Source organism: Nocardia cyriacigeorgica (assembly GCF_010868145.1).
In the GTDB taxonomy this organism is placed as follows: domain Bacteria; phylum Actinomycetota; class Actinomycetes; order Mycobacteriales; family Mycobacteriaceae; genus Nocardia; species Nocardia cyriacigeorgica_D.
Genome location: NZ_JAAGUY010000013.1, coordinates 142,063 through 159,434, shown reverse-complemented (window position 1 = coordinate 159,434; position 17,372 = coordinate 142,063). Strand labels below are relative to the sequence as shown.

At 67.7% G+C, this 17,372-nt stretch carries 17 protein-coding genes; 11 read left to right on the top strand and 6 right to left on the bottom strand.

Annotation, left to right across the window (positions count from 1 at the left end; genetic code table 11):
• Nucleotides 1–393 precede the first annotated feature (393 nt).
• From tkt to GV792_RS17220, 6 genes are all read left to right on the top strand, one after another.
• Complete coding sequence (gene tkt, locus GV792_RS17245) at nt 394–2,535, top strand: transketolase (protein WP_163825143.1); 2,142 nt, start codon at nt 394–396, stop codon at nt 2,533–2,535.
• Nucleotides 2,536–2,541: 6 nt separating this feature from the next.
• Entirely contained in the window at nt 2,542–3,672 is a 1,131-nt protein-coding gene (gene tal, locus GV792_RS17240) for a transaldolase (RefSeq protein WP_163825142.1), read from the top strand.
• Between the two features lie 5 nt (nt 3,673–3,677).
• Nucleotides 3,678–5,243 (top strand): glucose-6-phosphate dehydrogenase, encoded by a 1,566-nt coding sequence (zwf, locus tag GV792_RS17235; protein WP_163825141.1) that lies wholly within the window; start codon nt 3,678–3,680, stop codon nt 5,241–5,243.
• Nucleotides 5,240–6,148 (top strand): glucose-6-phosphate dehydrogenase assembly protein OpcA, encoded by a 909-nt coding sequence (gene opcA / locus GV792_RS17230; protein WP_175583011.1) that lies wholly within the window; start codon nt 5,240–5,242, stop codon nt 6,146–6,148. Before zwf ends, opcA begins: the two co-directional genes overlap by 4 nt.
• Nucleotides 6,141–6,896 carry a 6-phosphogluconolactonase gene (gene pgl / locus GV792_RS17225; RefSeq protein WP_163825139.1) on the top strand — a complete coding sequence of 252 codons (756 nt, stop codon included), beginning with the start codon at nt 6,141–6,143 and terminating at the stop codon, nt 6,894–6,896. The genes opcA and pgl overlap by 8 nt, the downstream gene beginning before the upstream one ends.
• 155 nt (nt 6,897–7,051) lie before the next feature.
• A complete protein-coding gene (locus GV792_RS17220; RefSeq protein WP_163825138.1) occupies nt 7,052–7,603 on the top strand; it encodes a hypothetical protein in 552 nt (183 codons plus the stop codon).
• Nucleotides 7,604–7,710: 107 nt separating this feature from the next.
• Here GV792_RS17220 and GV792_RS17215 read toward each other — a convergent pair whose 3' ends face one another.
• The 5 genes from GV792_RS17215 to GV792_RS17195 form a co-directional block, all read right to left on the bottom strand.
• Nucleotides 7,711–8,175, bottom strand: a complete 465-nt coding sequence (locus tag GV792_RS17215; protein ID WP_163825137.1) for an aminoacyl-tRNA deacylase — start codon at nt 8,173–8,175, stop codon at nt 7,711–7,713.
• 194 nt (nt 8,176–8,369) lie between these two features.
• On the bottom strand, nt 8,370–9,419 hold the full coding sequence (locus GV792_RS17210) for an ABC transporter ATP-binding protein (protein WP_163825136.1): 1,050 nt from the start codon (nt 9,417–9,419) through the stop codon (nt 8,370–8,372).
• Nucleotides 9,416–10,228 carry a molybdate ABC transporter permease subunit gene (gene modB, locus GV792_RS17205; protein ID WP_163825135.1) on the bottom strand — a complete coding sequence of 271 codons (813 nt, stop codon included), beginning with the start codon at nt 10,226–10,228 and terminating at the stop codon, nt 9,416–9,418. The genes GV792_RS17210 and modB overlap by 4 nt, the downstream gene beginning before the upstream one ends.
• Complete coding sequence (modA, locus tag GV792_RS17200) at nt 10,225–10,998, bottom strand: molybdate ABC transporter substrate-binding protein (RefSeq protein ID WP_218579955.1); 774 nt, start codon at nt 10,996–10,998, stop codon at nt 10,225–10,227. Before modA ends, modB begins: the two co-directional genes overlap by 4 nt.
• An 11-nt stretch (nt 10,999–11,009) precedes the next feature.
• Entirely contained in the window at nt 11,010–11,408 is a 399-nt protein-coding gene (locus tag GV792_RS17195) for a TOBE domain-containing protein (protein WP_163825134.1), read from the bottom strand.
• Nucleotides 11,409–11,768: 360 nt separating this feature from the next.
• Here GV792_RS17195 and GV792_RS17190 point away from each other — a divergent pair, with 360 nt between their 5' ends.
• The 5 genes from GV792_RS17190 (at nt 11,769) to GV792_RS17170 (ending at nt 15,660) form a co-directional block, all read left to right on the top strand.
• Nucleotides 11,769–14,057 (top strand): thiamine pyrophosphate-dependent enzyme, encoded by a 2,289-nt coding sequence (locus GV792_RS17190; RefSeq protein WP_163825133.1) that lies wholly within the window; start codon nt 11,769–11,771, stop codon nt 14,055–14,057.
• A 71-nt stretch (nt 14,058–14,128) separates the two neighbouring features.
• Nucleotides 14,129–14,404, top strand: a complete 276-nt coding sequence (locus GV792_RS17185; RefSeq protein ID WP_163825132.1) for a DUF4242 domain-containing protein — start codon at nt 14,129–14,131, stop codon at nt 14,402–14,404.
• A 119-nt stretch (nt 14,405–14,523) separates the two neighbouring features.
• The gene (locus tag GV792_RS17180) at nt 14,524–14,997 is read left to right on the top strand and encodes a hypothetical protein (protein WP_163825131.1); all 474 of its coding nucleotides are present in this window, start codon (nt 14,524–14,526) and stop codon (nt 14,995–14,997) included.
• Nucleotides 14,998–15,015: 18 nt separating this feature from the next.
• A complete protein-coding gene (locus GV792_RS17175) occupies nt 15,016–15,165 on the top strand; it encodes a hypothetical protein (protein WP_163825130.1) in 150 nt (49 codons plus the stop codon).
• 144 nt (nt 15,166–15,309) lie between these two features.
• Nucleotides 15,310–15,660: a DoxX family protein gene (locus GV792_RS17170; protein WP_163825129.1), complete on the top strand. Its 351-nt coding sequence runs from the start codon at nt 15,310–15,312 to the stop codon at nt 15,658–15,660.
• A 43-nt stretch (nt 15,661–15,703) separates the two neighbouring features.
• Here GV792_RS17170 and GV792_RS17165 read toward each other — a convergent pair whose 3' ends face one another.
• Nucleotides 15,704–17,113 (bottom strand): glycoside hydrolase domain-containing protein, encoded by a 1,410-nt coding sequence (locus GV792_RS17165; RefSeq protein WP_163825128.1) that lies wholly within the window; start codon nt 17,111–17,113, stop codon nt 15,704–15,706.
• Nucleotides 17,114–17,372: the final 259 nt, after the last annotated feature.

The following is a 17,372-nucleotide window of genomic DNA, read 5'->3' as shown; positions in this document are numbered from 1 at the left end:
GCCACTACTACAGACGATGGTAGACCCACGCCCCTACCGCCCCGACCCGCGCCCCCTGCCCCGGCAGGCCCACGTTCACCCACGGGTAACCGCCCGCACCCGGTGTGAACAGCGGCAGTTCACGCGCGCGGACACGCGTACGTGGCGGACGCCACATCGACCGTGAGCAGCACCGGGTCTGTTCGGAACGCACACGCGCACACGCGCCCGAGCATCCGGCCGCTACTCGCCGCGCCGCCGAGCGGCCGATTTCGCCCGGGTTCGTGCGCGGCCGGTGGCGGGCACATCTAGGGTGGTAGGTACATCCGGCACGCGCTTTTCGGCGTTGCCGTACGTCATGCCACCACCCACCCCGCCATCGTCGACGAAACCAATGTCAGGAGAACCTCGGTCGTGTCAGTGACAGACGACATCCGCGCCCTCACCCAGCCGAACCATCCGGCCGACTGGACGGACCTGGACACCAAGGCGGTCGACACGATCCGGGTGCTGGCCGCTGACGCGGTCCAGAACGCGGGCAACGGTCACCCCGGTACCGCGATGAGCCTCGCGCCGCTGGCCTACGTGCTCTACCAGCGCGTCATGAACCACGATCCGAGCGATCCGAGCTGGGTCGGCCGCGACCGCTTCGTGCTCTCGTGTGGCCACTCCAGCCTGACCCAGTACATCCAGCTGTACCTGGCCGGTTTCGGGCTCGAGCTCGACGATCTGAAGAACCTGCGCAAGTGGGGCTCGCTGACCCCTGGCCACCCGGAATTCCGCCACACCGACGGCGTCGAGATCACCACCGGCCCGCTGGGCCAGGGTCTGGCCTCCGCGGTCGGTATGGCGATGGCCGCCCGCCGCGAGCGTGGCCTGTTCGATCCGGACGCCGCACCGGGCACCAGCCCGTTCGACCACTTCGTCTACGTCGTCGCCTCCGACGGTGACCTCGAAGAGGGCGTCACCTCCGAGGCGTCCTCGCTGGCGGGCACCCAGCAGCTGGGCAATCTGGTCGTGATCTACGACGACAACAAGATCTCCATCGAAGACGACACCACCATCGCCTTCACCGAGGATGTCGCCGCCCGCTACGCCGCCTACGGCTGGCATGTGCAGACCGTCGAGGGCGGCGAGGACGTCGTCGCGATCGAGGCCGCCATCGAGGCCGCCAAGGCCGAGACCGGCAAGCCGTCGATCATCGTGCTGCGGACCGTCATCGGCTACCCGGCGCCCACCAAGATGAACACCGGCGCCTCTCACGGTGCCGCGCTCGGCGGCGACGAGGTGGCCGCCACCAAGAAGATCCTCGGATTCGATCCGGAGCAGAGCTTCCAGGTCGACGACGCCGTCATCACGCACACCCGCAAGGCGGTCGAGCGCGGCCGGCAGGCGCATCAGGACTGGCAGCAGGGCTTCGACGCGTGGGCGCGGGCCAACCCGGAGAACAAGGCCCTGTTCGACCGTCTCGCCAAGCGCGAGCTGCCCGCGGGCTGGGCCGCGAATCTGCCCACCTACGAGGCGGATCCGGCCGGTGTCGCCACCCGTAAGGCCTCCGGCAAGGTGCTGGCGGCGCTGGCGCCGGTGCTGCCGGAGCTGTGGGGCGGTTCGGCCGACCTCGCCGAATCGAACAACACCACCATGCCCGACGTGCCGAGCTTCGGTCCCGAGTCGATCTCCACCGGCATGTGGAAGACCAACCCGTACGGCCGCACACTGCACTTCGGTGTTCGTGAGCACGCGATGGGCTCGATCCTCAACGGCATCGCGCTGCACGGCCCGACCCGACCCTACGGTGGCACCTTCCTGGTGTTCAGCGACTACATGCGTCCGGCGGTGCGCCTGGCCGCGCTGATGCGGATCCCGGTCACCTACGTCTGGACCCACGACTCCATCGGCCTCGGTGAAGACGGCCCCACCCACCAGCCGATCGAGCATCTGGCCGCGCTGCGCGCCATCCCGGGCCTGAACGTGGTCCGCCCCGGTGACGCCAACGAGACCACTTACGCCTGGCGCACCATCCTCGAGCGCGACAGCAGCGAGCACAGCTCGCACTTCTCGGTGTCGGAGCTTCCGCATCAGGACGGCCCGTCGGCGCTGGCGCTGACCCGCCAGAACCTGCCGGTCCTGGAGGGCACCAGCTACGAGGGTGTGTCGAAGGGCGGCTACATCCTGGCCGAGGCCTCTACCGGAACCCCGCAGGTGATCTTGATCGCCACCGGTTCGGAGCTCCAGCTCGCCGTCGAGGCGCGCACTACGCTGGAGGAGCAGGGTATCGGCACCCGCGTGGTCTCGATGCCGTGCGTGGAGTGGTTCGACGCGCAGGACAAGGCCTACCGCGACGAGGTGCTGCCGCCGTCGGTCGCCGCGAGGGTGACCGTCGAGGCCGGTATCGCGATGCCGTGGCATCGGTTCGCCGGTGACGCGGGCGAGATCGTCTCCATCGAGCACTTCGGCGCCTCCGCCGATTACAAGACCCTGTTCCGCGAGTTCGGCTTCACGACCGAGGCCGTGGTGGAAGCCGCCGAGCGCACGCTCAGCAACGTGAAGGGATAAGTGCTCATGGCACAGAACGAGAACGTCGCCGCCCTCAGCGCGGCCGGAGTGTCGGTCTGGCTCGACGATCTGTCCCGCGACCGGATCAACTCCGGCAATCTCGCGGAACTCATCGCGACGCGCAGCGTGGTCGGGGTGACCACCAACCCGACCATCTTCCAGGGCGCATTGAGCAAGGGCCACGCCTACGACGCACAGGTCGCGGCGCTGGCCGCCCAGGGCGCCGACGCCGACGCGGCCATCCGCACCATCACCACCGACGACGTCCGCGCGGCCTGCGATGTGCTGGCCGGGGTGTTCGAGGAGACCGGCGGCGTCGACGGCCGGGTGTCCATCGAGGTCGATCCGCGGCTGGCCTTCGACGCGGAGAAGACCACCGCGCAGGCGGTCGAGCTGTGGAAGATCGTCGACCGTCCCAACCTGTTCATCAAGATCCCGGCCACCGAAGAGGGCCTGCCCGCGATCACCGCGGTGATCGCGGAGGGCATCAGCGTCAACGTCACGCTGATCTTCTCGGTTGCCCGGTACCGTTCGGTGATGGGCGCCTACCTCGACGGTCTGCGCAAGGCTCGTACCGCGGGCCACGATCTGGCCTACATCCATTCGGTGGCCTCGTTCTTCGTGTCCCGGGTGGACACCGAGATCGATAAGCGGCTCGAAGCGATCGGCTCGCCGGAGGCGTTGGCCCTGCGCGGTCAGGCCGGTGTGGCCAACGCCCGACTCGCCTACGCCGAGTATCAGGATGTCTTCGACGGCGGGGCGCACACCTCGACTTTCACCCATCTCGCGGCCATGGGCGGTAACCGTCAGCGGCCGCTGTGGGCGTCGACCGGGGTGAAGAACCCGGACTACTCCGACACCCTCTACGTCACCGAACTGGTGGCACCGAACACGGTGAACACCCTCCCGGAGAAGACCCTGGAAGCGGTGGCCGATCACGGTGCGATCCGTGGCGACGCCGTCTCCGGTACCGCCGCGGCGGCGCAGGAGGTGTTCGACAAGCTGACGGCCGTCGGCATCGACCTCGACGATGTGTTCACGGTGCTCGAACGCGAGGGCGTCGACAAATTCGAGAAGTCGTGGGAGGAACTGCTTTCGGCCACCGCACAGGAGCTGTCCGCGGCCGGGGGTAACTGACCCTGATGGCCGGTACCGGGCACGCAGCGACCACGGCCGGGTGGCGTAACCCACTGCGCGACGGACGGGACAAGCGGGTACCGCGGATCGCGGGACCGTGCAGCATGGTGATTTTCGGCGTCACCGGAGATCTGTCCCGGAAGAAGCTCATGCCGGCCATCTACGATCTGGCGAACCGGGGGCTGCTGCCCCCGGGTTTCGCGCTGGTGGGTTTCGCCCGCCGGGATATGGGCGACGCCGATTTCGCCGATATCGTGCTGGAGGCGGTCCGGGCGCATGCGCGCACACCGTTCCGGCAGGAGGTGTGGGACCACCTCGCCGAAGGCATCCGTTTCGTCCAGGGGTCCTTCGAGGACGACGCCGCCTTCTCCCAACTCGCCTCGACGCTGGCGCGTTTGGACGCCGAACGCGGCACCGGCGGCAATCACGCCTTCTACCTGTCGATTCCGCCGGCCATGTTCCCGGTGGTGCTCGACCAGCTCTCCGAGCACGGGCTGGCCAAACCGGCCAAGGTGCACGGTCGCACGCCGTGGCGGCGAGTGGTGATCGAGAAGCCGTTCGGGCACGACCTGGACAGCGCACGCGAACTCAACGCACTGGTCAACCGGGTGTTCCCGGAGGAGACGGTGTTTCGTATCGACCACTATCTCGGCAAGGAGACGGTGCAGAACATCTTGGCGTTGCGCTTCGCCAACCAGTTGTTCGATCCGATCTGGAATGCCAACTATGTCGACCACGTGCAGATCACCATGGCCGAGGACATCGGCCTCGGTGGCCGGGCCGGCTACTACGACGGCATCGGCGCCGCCCGCGACGTCATCCAGAACCATCTGCTGCAACTGCTCGCGCTCACCGCGATGGAGGAGCCGATCAGCTTCGCACCCAACCAGTTGCAGATGGAGAAGATCAAAGTCCTTTCCGCGACCACACTGGTCGAGCCGCTGGACGAGACCACAGCGCGCGGCCAGTACGCGGCGGGCTGGCAGGGCGGCGAACAGGTCGTCGGCCTGCTCGATGAGGAAGGCTTCGATCCGGATTCGCGGACCGAGACCTACGCCGCGCTGACCCTCGAGGTCAATACCCGGCGCTGGGCGGGTGTGCCGTTCTATCTGCGCACCGGTAAACGCCTCGGCCGGCGCGTCACCGAGATCGCTGTGGTGTTCAAGCGCGCGCCGCATCTGCCGTTCGACCAGACGATGACCGAGGAACTCGGCCAGAACGCGCTGGTCATCCGGGTGCAGCCGGATGAGGGCATTACTATGCGGTTCGGCTCCAAGGTGCCGGGATCGGGGATGGAGGTGCGTGATGTCAATATGGATTTCAGTTACGGCGAGGCGTTCACCGAGTCCTCCCCGGAGGCCTACGAACGACTGATCCTGGACGTGCTGCTCGGAGTTCCTTCCCTGTTCCCGGTCAACGCGGAGGTCGAATTGTCCTGGAGCATCCTCGATCCGGTGCTCGATCACTGGGCGGCGGTCGGCAAACCGGAACAGTACGAGGCCGGTACCTGGGGGCCGGAATCCGCCGACGAGATGCTGGCTCGCACCGGCCGGGAATGGCGGCGCCCGTGATCGTCGACATGCCCGACACCACCACCGGCGAAGTCACCAAACGGCTGGTGGCGCTGCGTGAGAGCAATGGCGTCATCACCATGGGCCGTGTCCTCACCCTTGTGGTGTGCACGCTCGACAGTTCCGAGGCCGAGGACGCCATCGACGCCGCCAATGACGCCAGCCGCGAGCATCCCTGCCGGGTGGTCGTGCTGGCACGGGGCGACCGTGACGCCGAGACCCGCCTGGACGCCCAGATCCGCGTCGGTGGCGATGCGGGCGCGGCCGAAGTGATCGTGCTGCGGTTGCAAGGTCAGCTCATCAACCATGAGAGCAGCGTCGTCATCCCTTTCCTGCTGCCGGATACACCGGTGGTGGCGTGGTGGCCGCGTGGCGCTCCGGAGTTCCCGTCCAAGGATTCGGTGGGCAGGCTGGCTGCCCGGCGGATCACCGACGCCACCTTCGCCGCCGACCCACAGGCCACCATCAAGAAGCGGCTCGACTCCTACGCCACCGGCGATACCGATCTGGCGTGGAGCCGGATCACCTATTGGCGGGCGCTGCTGGCCGCCGCGATGGATGAGCCGCCGTTCGAGCCCGTCGAATCGGTGACGGTGTCGGGTCTGCGCGACGAACCGGCGCTCGACATCCTGGCCGGCTGGCTCGCCGGACGTCTGAACTGCCCGGTCTATCGACGGACGGGCGCACTACAGGTGGAGCTGCATCGGCCGACGGTGTCGATCGGCATCACCCGCCCGCAGACCGGAGTCACCGCCACGCTCACCCGCACCGGGGAACCGGATCAGCGGATCGCATTGGCGCGCAGGGAAGCTCGGGACTGCCTCGCCGAGGAGCTGCGTCGACTCGACGCCGACGACATCTATGCCGAGGCACTGGCCGGAATCGAAAGGGTGACCTATGACTAGCAGCACCGATTCGGAGTTCCCCGGCGATACCGTCGAGGTGCATCCCGACGCCGACGCACTGGTCGCCGCGGCGGCCAAGCGCTTCATCGGGATCGTGGTCGCGGCGCAGGCCGAGCGCGGTTCGGCGTCGGTGGTGCTCACCGGCGGCGGTACCGGCATCGACCTGCTGAAAAAGGTTCGCGAAGCGGACGGTGACATCGACTGGTCCCGGCTGGACGTGTTCTGGGGCGACGAGCGTTTCGTGCCCGCGGGCGATCCGGAACGCAATGAACTTCAGGCCCGCGAGGCCCTGCTCGACCATGTGCCGGTCGACCCGCACCGCGTGCATCCGGTGGCGACCTCCGACGGCGAATACCCCGACCCGGTGGCCGCGGCCGCCGAATACTCGGCGGCTGTGCACGCGCACCTCGCCGAGCACGGCGCCTTCGATCTGCACCTGCTCGGCATGGGCGGGGAGGGCCACATCAATTCGCTGTTCCCCGAGACCGATGCGGTGCGCGAGGAACACGAACTCGTTGTCGCGGTGACCAACTCCCCCAAACCGCCCCCGGTGCGCGTCACCCTGACTCTGCCCGCCATCCGCCACGCCCGCCATGTGGTGCTGGTGGTCGGTGGTGGGGCGAAGGCCGATGCGGTGGCGGCTGCGATCGCAGGTGCGGAACCGGTCGATATCCCGGCCGCGGGTGCGTCGGGTTCGGAGTCCACGACCTGGTTGCTCGACCGCGCGGCGGCGGCCTCGCTGCGCTGACCAGGCGACGCTCCCGAGTTCCCTACTTCGTGCGACGCGAGGTCTCGGCAGCTCATGGGCAGGCGGATCGTTCATGGGCGCGTCGTCGGTGTCAATGACCGCCCATGGGAAGTGCACCGTTTGCGGTGGTTGCGTATGCCTCGTAAGAGTGCCTTGTGACATCTACACACACGGCGACCTACGCCACCCTGGCCGAGCGGCTCATCTCGCTCGACATGATCTCCCCCGACACCGCACAGGAAGTCCTCGATGAAGCCGTCGACCGGCAGCACGAGGAGCTGGACGGGGAGGAGTTGTCCTACGCGCTGACCTATTTCGGAGTGGCGATCGCGGTGTACGCCGAGAGTGTCGAGGATGAGGATCTGGAAAGCGCCTACGCCAGCATGCTGGACGACGCGGCGACATGCACTGGCGGCACCATGACCATTGGCGATGTCACCTTGACCACCGACTCGGACGGTAGCGATATGCTGCGATTCGTCTGCAATGGCGAGACCTTCGAATGGTTGTTGGATCACGATTGGGGCGGCCTGGACCACATGGGCATATGGGACCAGATGCCCTTACTCGACCCCGGCAATGGCAAAGCCTTCCTCGCCATCGAGCAGGAGCAGTCTGGCGAAAGCTTCTTTGTGCTGGCGACCGATGAGCAGGCGCGTGTGCTGATCGAGGAGTTCGGCGTGCGCCTGGAGCTGGACGAGGACTGATTCCGGCTCGGGCGTGCGGCTGCGCACCGGCACCAGGCCGCGTGGGTGGCCACACGCCCGGTCCCCGGCACTGAGCATTCACCTCGCCCGACTGTGGGCCCGGCGACCTACAGGGTGAGGTTGCCGTGCGGGAAGTGCGACATCAGCCGGTCGAACTCCGCGCCCGCCATATGGACGAGGGTGCCGTGGTCGCCACCTTCGAAGTAGATGTCGTCCCGGTTGCCGAGGTGGTCGTCGACCACGCAGGGCACGCGGTACGGTTCGGACATCACCGGGATGGCGCCGGTCGCACAGTCCGGGAACAGCGCGGCCGCCTCGTCTTCGGAGGCGAGCCGGACCGACTCACCGACTACCGACCCTGCCTCCACCAGGTCGAGCAGTCGATTGGCCGGAAGCACGGCCACCATGAAATCCCCGTTCTTCTTCAGCACGACCCCCTTCGCCAGCTCCCGGCCGCGGATATGGCTGACCTGCGCGGTCCTGGCCGAGGTGGGAGTCTTGTCATGCTCGGTCACGTCATAGTGCACGTGATGCTCGTCGAGGTACTCGCGCATGCTCATTGCGATGCCCATGATCGTTGCCTTCCACTGGTGTGCGGGCGAGTCGACGACCACTGGCGGAACCGGCCAACGGACAGTCCTGCCATCCAGCAGGTCACTTCCGCGTCGTGGGACGGCTTGAACAGGGAGAATTTTACGCCGGTACGCATCGGTAACGTAGCCGCGAACGCGGCGTCGCCGACTACCGACCGGCTCCGCCGAAACGATCACGCAGGGTAGGTGCGGATTTCAGCGGCTTTCACCGAGGCCCACAGCGTCATTCCGATATGCAGTCGCAGGTCGGCGACGGTTGATGGTGTGACCTCGGCCAGCACGCCGGGCGCGCCGTCCAGGCGCACTCGGGTGAGGTGGGCATGCTCTTCGAGCCCGGCCACCGTCACCTGCCAGGTGTTGCGCGGACTGCCTTGCGGCCGTTGTGGATACAGACTCACCGCGTTGGGCGGGAAGGCCACGTACACCGCGCCGTCGGCGGGCTCGGCGATCGTGAACGATCCTCCGCCGTCGAGGTCGACGCTGGTGCCGGTCGCTGTACCTCGGTAGAGGTTGAGCCCGACGAGGTGGGCGACGTAGTCGGTACGAGGTCGGCGCGCGACCTCACTCGGCGCCCCCTGTTGTACGACCGTACCGTTCTCGATGATGACCAGCCGGTCGGCCAGCACCATGGCATCGAACGGATCATGCGTGACCAGCACGGTGTGGCCGGGGAAGTCGGCCAGGTGGTGGGCGAGTTCGGCGCGCACCTGCACTCTGGTGCTCGCATCGAGCGCGGCCAGCGGTTCGTCGAGCAGCAGTAGGGCGGGGTCGGTGGCCAGTGCGCGCGCCAACGCCACCCGTTGGGCCTGGCCGCCGGACAGCGTGCGCGGTTTCGCACCCGTATGCGCGCCGAGCCCCACCCGCTCCAGCCAGTGCGCTGCTCGTTCACGGGCCACGCGACGATGCCATCCGCGGGCGCGCAGCCCGAACGCGACGTTCTCCAGGGCACTCAGGTGCGCGAACAGCAGATAATCCTGGAAGACGACGCCGGCCGCGCGGTGTTCGGCGGGCACGAAACGCTCCGGTGGCGAGTCCCAGACGAGATCGTCGAGCCGGATACTGCCGCCGTCGAGCGGGGTCAGCCCGGCCAGGGCTCGCAGTGCCGTCGTCTTTCCGGCACCGTTGGGCCCGAGCAGCGCCACCACCTCCCCTCGGGCGACTTCGAAGGCGATGTCGAGTTCGAATGCCGCCCGGGTGATCCGGATCGTGGCGCGCAGGGTCACAGGGCGCCCCGCGTCCACCGGTCCCGCAGCGCGGCCAGCACCGCCACCGACACCGCGAGCAGCACCAGGCTCAGCACGATCGCGTCTTCGGGGTCGGTCTCGAGTGCGAGGTAGACCGCCAGCGGCATGGTCGTCGTCGTACCCGGGAAGTTGCCTGCGAAAGTGATCGTGGCGCCGAACTCCCCCAGCGCACGCGCCCAGCACAGCACCGCGCCCGCGATGACCCCGGGCAGCACGGCGGGCAATGTCACCCGCCGGAAGGTCAGCCACCGGGACGCGCCGAGCGTCGCGGCCGCCTCCTCGTAGCGTGGATCGGTGCCCCGCAGGGCCCCTTCTACCGCGATCACCAGGAAAGGCATCGCGACAAAGGCTTCGGCGACAATGACACCGGCGGTGGTGAACGGCAGCGAGAATCCGAACCATTCGTACAGATACTGTCCGACGACCCCCCGGCGGCCGAGCACGAGCAAAAGCGCGACACCACCGACCACCGGCGGCAGCACCAGCGGCACGGTGACCAGCGCACGGAGCAGCCCGGACCAGGGCACGTCACCGCGGGCCAGCAGCCACGCCAGCGGGATACCCAGCAGCAGGCACACAACTGTCGCCGATGTCGCGCACACCAGCGACAGCCGCAACGCCGCACCGACCTCGGCGCTGAGCAGCCGTTCGGGCAAGGTGCGCCACGGTGCGCGCAGCAGCAACCCGATCATCGGCAGGACCAGGAAGACCAAGGCGCACACGGCGGGCAGCACCAGGATCAGCGGCCGTCGTCCGCGCGCTGCCCGTCGGCGCGCCGTGGATGTCACGGAGTGTCGAACCCGGCCTCGGCGAAGACCGCACGTGCGGTGTCGGAGCCGATGAATTCGACGAATGCCGCGGCGGTCGCGGCGTTGGGTGCCACGGCCAGCGGCGCGATCGGGTAGTCGTTGACCACTGCGCCGGATTCGGGGAATTCGATGCCCTCGACCTTGTCACCGGCGGCCTGCACATCGGTGCGGTAGACCAGTCCCGCGTCGACCTCACCGAGGCTCACCTTCGTCAACACCGCCTTGACGTCGGTTTCTCGGGTGTCGGGTTGCGGGGTGATCCCGGCGGCGTCGAACACCTTCTGAGCGGCCGCACCGCAGGGCACCTGCTCGGCGCACAGCGCGATCGTCTGCTCCGGCTCGGCGAAATCGGCCAGTCCGGTGATCCCACCGGGGTTACCCGTCGGCACCGCGATCTCGAGCCGGTTGCGCACGAAGACCACCGGCTCGGCAGTGACCTCGCCCGCGTCCACCACCTGCTGCATGTTCTTCGGTGCGGCGGAGGCGAACACATCGACCGGTGCCCCCTGCTCGATCTGCTCGGCCAGCGACGAGCTGCCGCCGAAGTTGAACACCACGTCGGTGCCGGGATGCTCGGCCTCGAACTTCTCGCCGAGCGTGGTGAACGTCTCGGTCAGCGACGCTGCCGCGAAAACGGTGACCGTGCCGCTGACGGTGCCGTCCGAGGCGGGCTCGGTGTCGTTGCCGCAGCCGACCGCGGCCAGCGCTACCGCGCCGACCGTCAGCACCACACGCAGGGTGCGCATCATGTTCTACCTCATCAACTTTCCGGGATTTCCACGACGACGTGGGTGGACTTGACCGAGGCGACCGCGATGCTGCCGACCTCGAGGCCGAGCTCGTCGACCGAATCCCGGCTCATCAGCGAAACCAGGCGATAGGGGCCCGCCTGCATCTCCACCTGAGCCATCACCGTGTCTTTCACGATCCGGGTCACGATCCCGCGCATCCGATTCCGCGCCGACGTGGCGACGGTGGCACCGGTTTCGGTGACCCCGTTGCCCTGTTGCAGGAACTCGGCCAATTCGCGTCCGTCGATACCTTTGCGTCCGCTGTCGAGCTGGATGGCGGTCAACCGTCCCTGGTCGATGTAGCGCCGCACCGTGTCATCGCTGACACCCATCAGAGCCGCTACTTCACTGATCCGCAGATTCGACACTTCGACAGCCTATTCGACGTAGTTGCGGAACGCGCCCCACACTCGCGACCCGCAACCGGGTCATCAGACGGGCCGGCGTGACCACCCGCACCACCCCCGCGTTTGCGGAGAAACCGACCATATCGAACCGCTGTTGCGTCTACATTACGCAACATATGCCGAATGTAATAGGCAGCTCCCGGCCGAACACTCCACGAAGCAGCCCGCCAGCAAGCCACAAGGGCGCCACGCGGGCCTATCGCCCGCCGCGCAGTCCGGGACGCCGCGAACTGCCGCGCGGCGCGGGCCGGGAGTTGCGGGCCGGCCGTACCCTGACCTCATGAGCTGGGCCAGCGGCGACGGGCCGGACGGGGCTCGACAATGAGCGAGGCAGACCTCGAGCGGCGATGTCGCGCGGCGGTGGCGGAGGCGGCGTCGGGAGCTGTCCACTCGCCCGGGGCGGCACCCACACCCGGACTGCCGGCCGAGCTGTGCCTCGAACTCTTCGAATCCCAGGTGACCAGCAGGCAATTGGATCTGGCGGCGCGGCGCCTCGGCCGGAACGGCCACGGCTACTACAGCATCGGGTCGTCGGGGCATGAAGGCAATGCGGCCCTGGCGGTGGCCACCAGGGTCGACGATCCGGCCCTGCTGCATTACCGGTCGGGGGCGTTCTTCGTGCATCGCTCACGCCGGGTGGGTGGTCTCGACCCGGTGCGTGATGTGCTGCTCGGTGTTGTTGCGGCAGCGGCGGATCCGATATCCGGCGGACGGCACAAGGTGTTCGGAGGCAAGGCCGCTGCGGTGATCCCGCAGACCTCGACGATCGCCTCCCAGCTGCCGCGTGCGGTCGGGCTGGCGTTCGCCATCGACCGCCGCGCCCGCATCGGCGTTCCGGGTGACTGGCCGGACGACGCCGTGGTGCTGTGCAGTTTCGGCGACGCCTCCGCCAACCATTCCACCGCCACCGGCGCCATCAATACCGCGATCCACACCGCCCATCTCGGCGTCGGGATGCCGATCCTGTTCGTCTGCGAGGACAACGGCCTCGGAATCAGCGTGCCGACACCCCCGGAATGGATCGCCAACGCCTACGGGAGGCGTCCCGGCCTGCGTTTCTTCACCGCCGACGGCTGCGACCTGCGCGAGGTCCTCACCGCCTCGACCGAGGCGGTCGAGTGGGTCCGCACCCACCGCGCGCCAGCGTTCCTGCATCTGCGCATGGTGCGTCTGCTCGGCCATGCCGGCTCCGATGTCGAATCCGCCTATCGCGCTGCGGCCGCGGTCGCCGCCGACGAGGCCCGCGATCCGATCGTGGCGACCGCGCGGCTGCTCGTCTCCACCGGCGCGTGCACTGCGCGGCAGCTGCTCGACCGCTACGACTCGATCGCCTCTCGGGTCGCCGAGGTCGCCGATGAACTGGCGAACGCACCGAAGCTGGGCTCAGCCGCTGCCGTCATGGCTCCTCTGGCCCCCGCCCATCCGGCCCGGGTGCGTGCCGATGTGCTGCGCGCGGATTCGGCGAACGGCAATCCATTGCGGCGATCCTCTGCTCACGTTTCGCCTCGACCGGTGCCCCCGACCACGGAGCCTGCCGATCCGACCGAAGGGCGCGAACCATATGCGGCAGAGCAGGTTCCGCTCACCCTCGCGCAGGGCATCAACCACACCTTGCGGGCCCTGTTGACCCGCGATCTGGACCTGCTGGTCTTCGGCGAGGATGTCGCCCGCAAGGGCGGGGTGTACGGCGTCACGAAGGGCCTGCGCACCGAGTTCGGTGCCAGGAGGGTATTCGACACCCTGTTGGATGAGCAGAGCGTGCTCGGGACGGCACTGGGCGCGGGGTTGGCGGGCTTCGTGCCGATTCCCGAGATCCAGTACCTGGCGTATGTGCACAACGCCCTCGATCAACTGCGGGGCGAGGCCGCCACCCTGTCGTTCTTCTCCGCGGGCCGCTACCGCAATCCGATGGTCGTGCGGATCGCGGGCCTGGCGTATCAGCGAGGGTTCGGCGGCCATTTCCACAACGACAATTCCCTCGCGGCATTGCGCGATATCCCAGGACTCGTGGTCGCCGTGCCCACACGTGCCGACGACGCCGCCGCACTGCTGCGCACGTGTGTGTCCGCCGCGCGCGTAGACGGGCGGGTGTGCGTCATCATCGAGCCGATCGCCCTGTACCACACCCGTGACCTGCACGAACCCGACGACGGCGGCTGGCTGGCACCCGCGAACGCTGCCGGGCACGTCCCCATAGGACGGGCCAGGATCTACGGCGACGGCACCGACCTCACCATCGTCACCTTCGGCAACGGCGTACCGATGAGTCTGCGTGTGGCCCGCCGGCTCGCCGCCCGTGAGATTCACGCCCGCGTGCTCGATCTGCGCTGGCTCTCACCCTTGCCTGTCGACGATCTGCGCCGCCATGCCGCGGCGACCGGCCGCGTCCTGCTCGCCGACGAAACCCGCCGCAGTGGCGGGGTCTCCGAATCGGTGTGCACGGCTCTGGTCGACGCCGGGTTCACCGGCGGACTCGCCCGCGTCACCAGCGCCGATAGCTTCGTCCCGCTCGGCCCGGCCGCGGCGACCGTGCTGCTCGGCGAATCCGCGATCGAGAACGCCGCGATGGCGCTCATGGCCACCGATACGGGCCCGATCATGTCGAACTGATCCGATCACCGAGTACGTACTTCCCGCCATACGCGGCGACAACCGCCGCCATGAACAAGGAGATGGGTCATATGCCCAAATACGTCATCGAGCGCACAGTGCCCGGCGTCGGCCGGATGAGCCCGGAACAGTTACGGGCCTTATCGGCCAAGTCGAATGCCGTCTTGGCCGATATGGACGGCAACATCCAATGGGTGCACAGCTATGCCACGGAGGACAAACTGTTCTGCGTCTACAACGCTGACAACAAGGAGCTGATCCGCGAGCACGCACGGTCCGGCGACTTCCCCTGCGATGCCATTCACCAGGTCGGCGCCATCATCGACCCGGTCACCGGGGAAGCGTGATCGAACTCCTTCGCCGCCAACCACCGCGTCGATGAGTTCCCGAGACGGCTCGGCGATTCCGGATTCGCACGCCGCTCACGGGAAATACCCTGGACAGGACTCGACTGCGGAGGTGCCCCATGACGACGATGTCGATGCTCGGCGAGGTGCGGCCGGAACACGATTGCCCCGATGAACTCGTCCTTCTGCACTATCTGCGCTCGTTCCGCCATCCGGTGCTTGAGGTGTGGGCGGCGTGCACCGAGCCAAGGCAGGTCGTGCGCTGGTTCGGTGCGGTCTCGGGGACGGGCACCGATCTCATCATCGAACCCGCCGACGGCCCGGTGCCTGGTCCACTCACGGTGCATGTCGACCACTGCTCGGCCCCGAACGAGCTGCGGGCCAGCGTCGACGGCGGCGCCTTTGAACTACGCCTGAGCCAGGTAGGCGTCGTCACCAACCTGGAACTCGTCCGCCGTCACGTTCCCACCGGCGACGCCGCACACGTCGGCCCACGCTGGCAGTACCTGCTCGATCGATTCACCGCCTACTTGGACGTTCAACCGACACCCCACTGGCTCGATTACGCGGACTTGGCGGGCGAATACCGCTGAGCGGCCACCGATCATGTATTGACGGCCACCCGATCGACGGCCGCCGCCGCAGTGCCGCCGAGCTCGGTGGCGGCCCAGCCGCCGAGCAGGGCCATGGATGAACGGCAGGGCACCGCAGCGCGGCCCGTTCCGGATGCCGTCGTGGACGCGCTCGTCCGGATGATCTAGGCGGGCCAGGAGGTCTCCGGCGCCTCGCTCGCGCTTCGCTGACATCGGAGGGTGCCGCGACCTGCGGCTTCGACTAATGTCGAAAGTGCAGACAGCGGAGCACCGAGTGTGGGTAGGACCCGCACGGCTCCGCCGGGAGCCGCCATGAATATCGCATCAATCGTCCTCACATCACTGCTGGCCGCAGTTCTCATCATCTCCGCCGCGCTGAAGCTGTCCCACAGACCCGAGGTGGTTGCACAGTACGAGCGGGTCGGCGTGCCGAAGGAGAAACTGGACTACCTGGCCGCTATCCTGCTCGCGGGTGCGGCGGGCCTGATCGCCGGCCTGTTCTGGAGCCCACTCGGCATCGCCGCCGCGGTGGGGGTGGTCATCTATTTCGCGCTCGCCATCGTGGCGCATATGCACGCCCGCGATATCGCGCATGTCGCGGTCCCCGTGGTGGTCGAGCTTCTCGCCGTGGCGACGCTTGCCGTGCAGCTGGCATCCGCCTAGCGCCACTCCGCTCGGGTGTGCGCAGGCGGATGCCTGGTGCGTGTCATGGTGTCGGGTTACCGAACCCCTCGATGCCGAGCTTCTCCCCGATCGCGGCGAGGGCCTCGACGACCGTCCGCCCGCCCAGGGCCTCCCAGCCGGGGAAATCCGCGCCTCGGGAGGTATCCGGTCCCGCGACTTGGTCGAGGGTCAACCCGACGTGTTTGTCGAGGTAGTGCAGCAAGGTGCCGACGGTGACGATGTCGCCTCGGTAGTTGGTGATGGTCTCTTCGAGGAATGACATGTCAGCTCCATTCGCGTACTTGGTGATTGCGGCCGAGAAGATGTCCCAGGGGAAGTTCGGGCCGACGTCGGTGTGTGACCCGACGCCGAGGCCTTCGGTGATCGCGTAGTGGTCGGCTATGCCGGCCTGACCGGCGCCGAGTTCGGCGGGTGAGATGACCCGCGCCGGGATGCCGTATCTGCGGCAGTCCTGAACGGCGAGATAGGCGGCGACGTCGATCGCGCGACCCATGTTGTCGAGCCATTGCTGCCGAGACCAGGCCGCGCGACTCCCGGCGAAGCACAGGTTGATCGAACGGTTGTTGGCGTCGAGGACCGACCACGACGCGACATCGGTGGCCACGACGTCCACGACGGTCACCGAGTTGTCGATGGTGTAGTGGTACGACACGCCGCTGTTCGGGTTCTGCAGATAGTTCGCCAGTGATTCCGCGGTGCCGTTGCCTTCCTGCGTGTGCAATAGCCACCACAGGATCGGCGCGCCCTCACGGGAATGCCAGTTCGGGGAGACACCGATCTCGTTGATCTCACGAAATTCCGGCCTCGGCGCACTACCCGCGAGCGACCATTGCCCGTAGTCGGGCTTCAGCACGGAGTTGACATCGACCGTCACTCCACCGACCTGACGGGAGTCGATCTCGATCTGGTGCAGATGCGCGGCCGGGTGATCGACGTTGAGGTCCGGGTCGCCGGACCAGTTGTGTTGCCAGAACCATCGGGCGACATCGTCTTCCAGCGCCCATTCGATGCAGCGGGCGTTGCCGTACATCCCGGTCCATTCGAGCCCGACCACGCTGGCCCAGCCGCGCAGGAAGGGCGCGATCAGGTCGTTCCACTGTTGCAGGGTGGGATTCGAGTCCACCGGCGCGTAGATCGGTCGCCGCGGTGGCCCACCGGCCTCGGTGTGGAAGCGCACCGCGATCTCGGCATGGTGCACGCCGGCGTCGTAGCCGCCGAGCCAATCGGAGGTGTCGCCCTTGCCGTACTGGTAGTTGGAGACGATTTCCAGCCCGTGCGCGCGCAACGCGTCGCAGTAGTCGCGCCGCAGGGGCTTCGCGCCGAAGTTGGTCCCCGGCCGGGATTCTGAAAAGTAGCCGATCACGCCGCCGTACCCGGCGTCGACGATCGCTTGCGGGTCTATCAGGCTCGCTGAGAAGTCCAGCAGCTGCACAACCGTTCTCCCTACTCCTCGCCGAACCTTCCTCGATCGCATCCCTGCGCCGGCGGGGAACCCCACTCGACGGGCCACATGGGCAGGCGAGCAGTGGCAGGTCTAGGTCCCAGGCACAACCGCAGCTGAGAACACACTCGCGGCCTGTTGCCGCCTTGCCGGTACATCTGCATTACCCCGCCCTCGTGCCGGGGCAAACACATCGAGATCCTGGCAAGCGTGTGAAGCTGGGAATGCGCTGGGCCCGAACAGCTCTCCC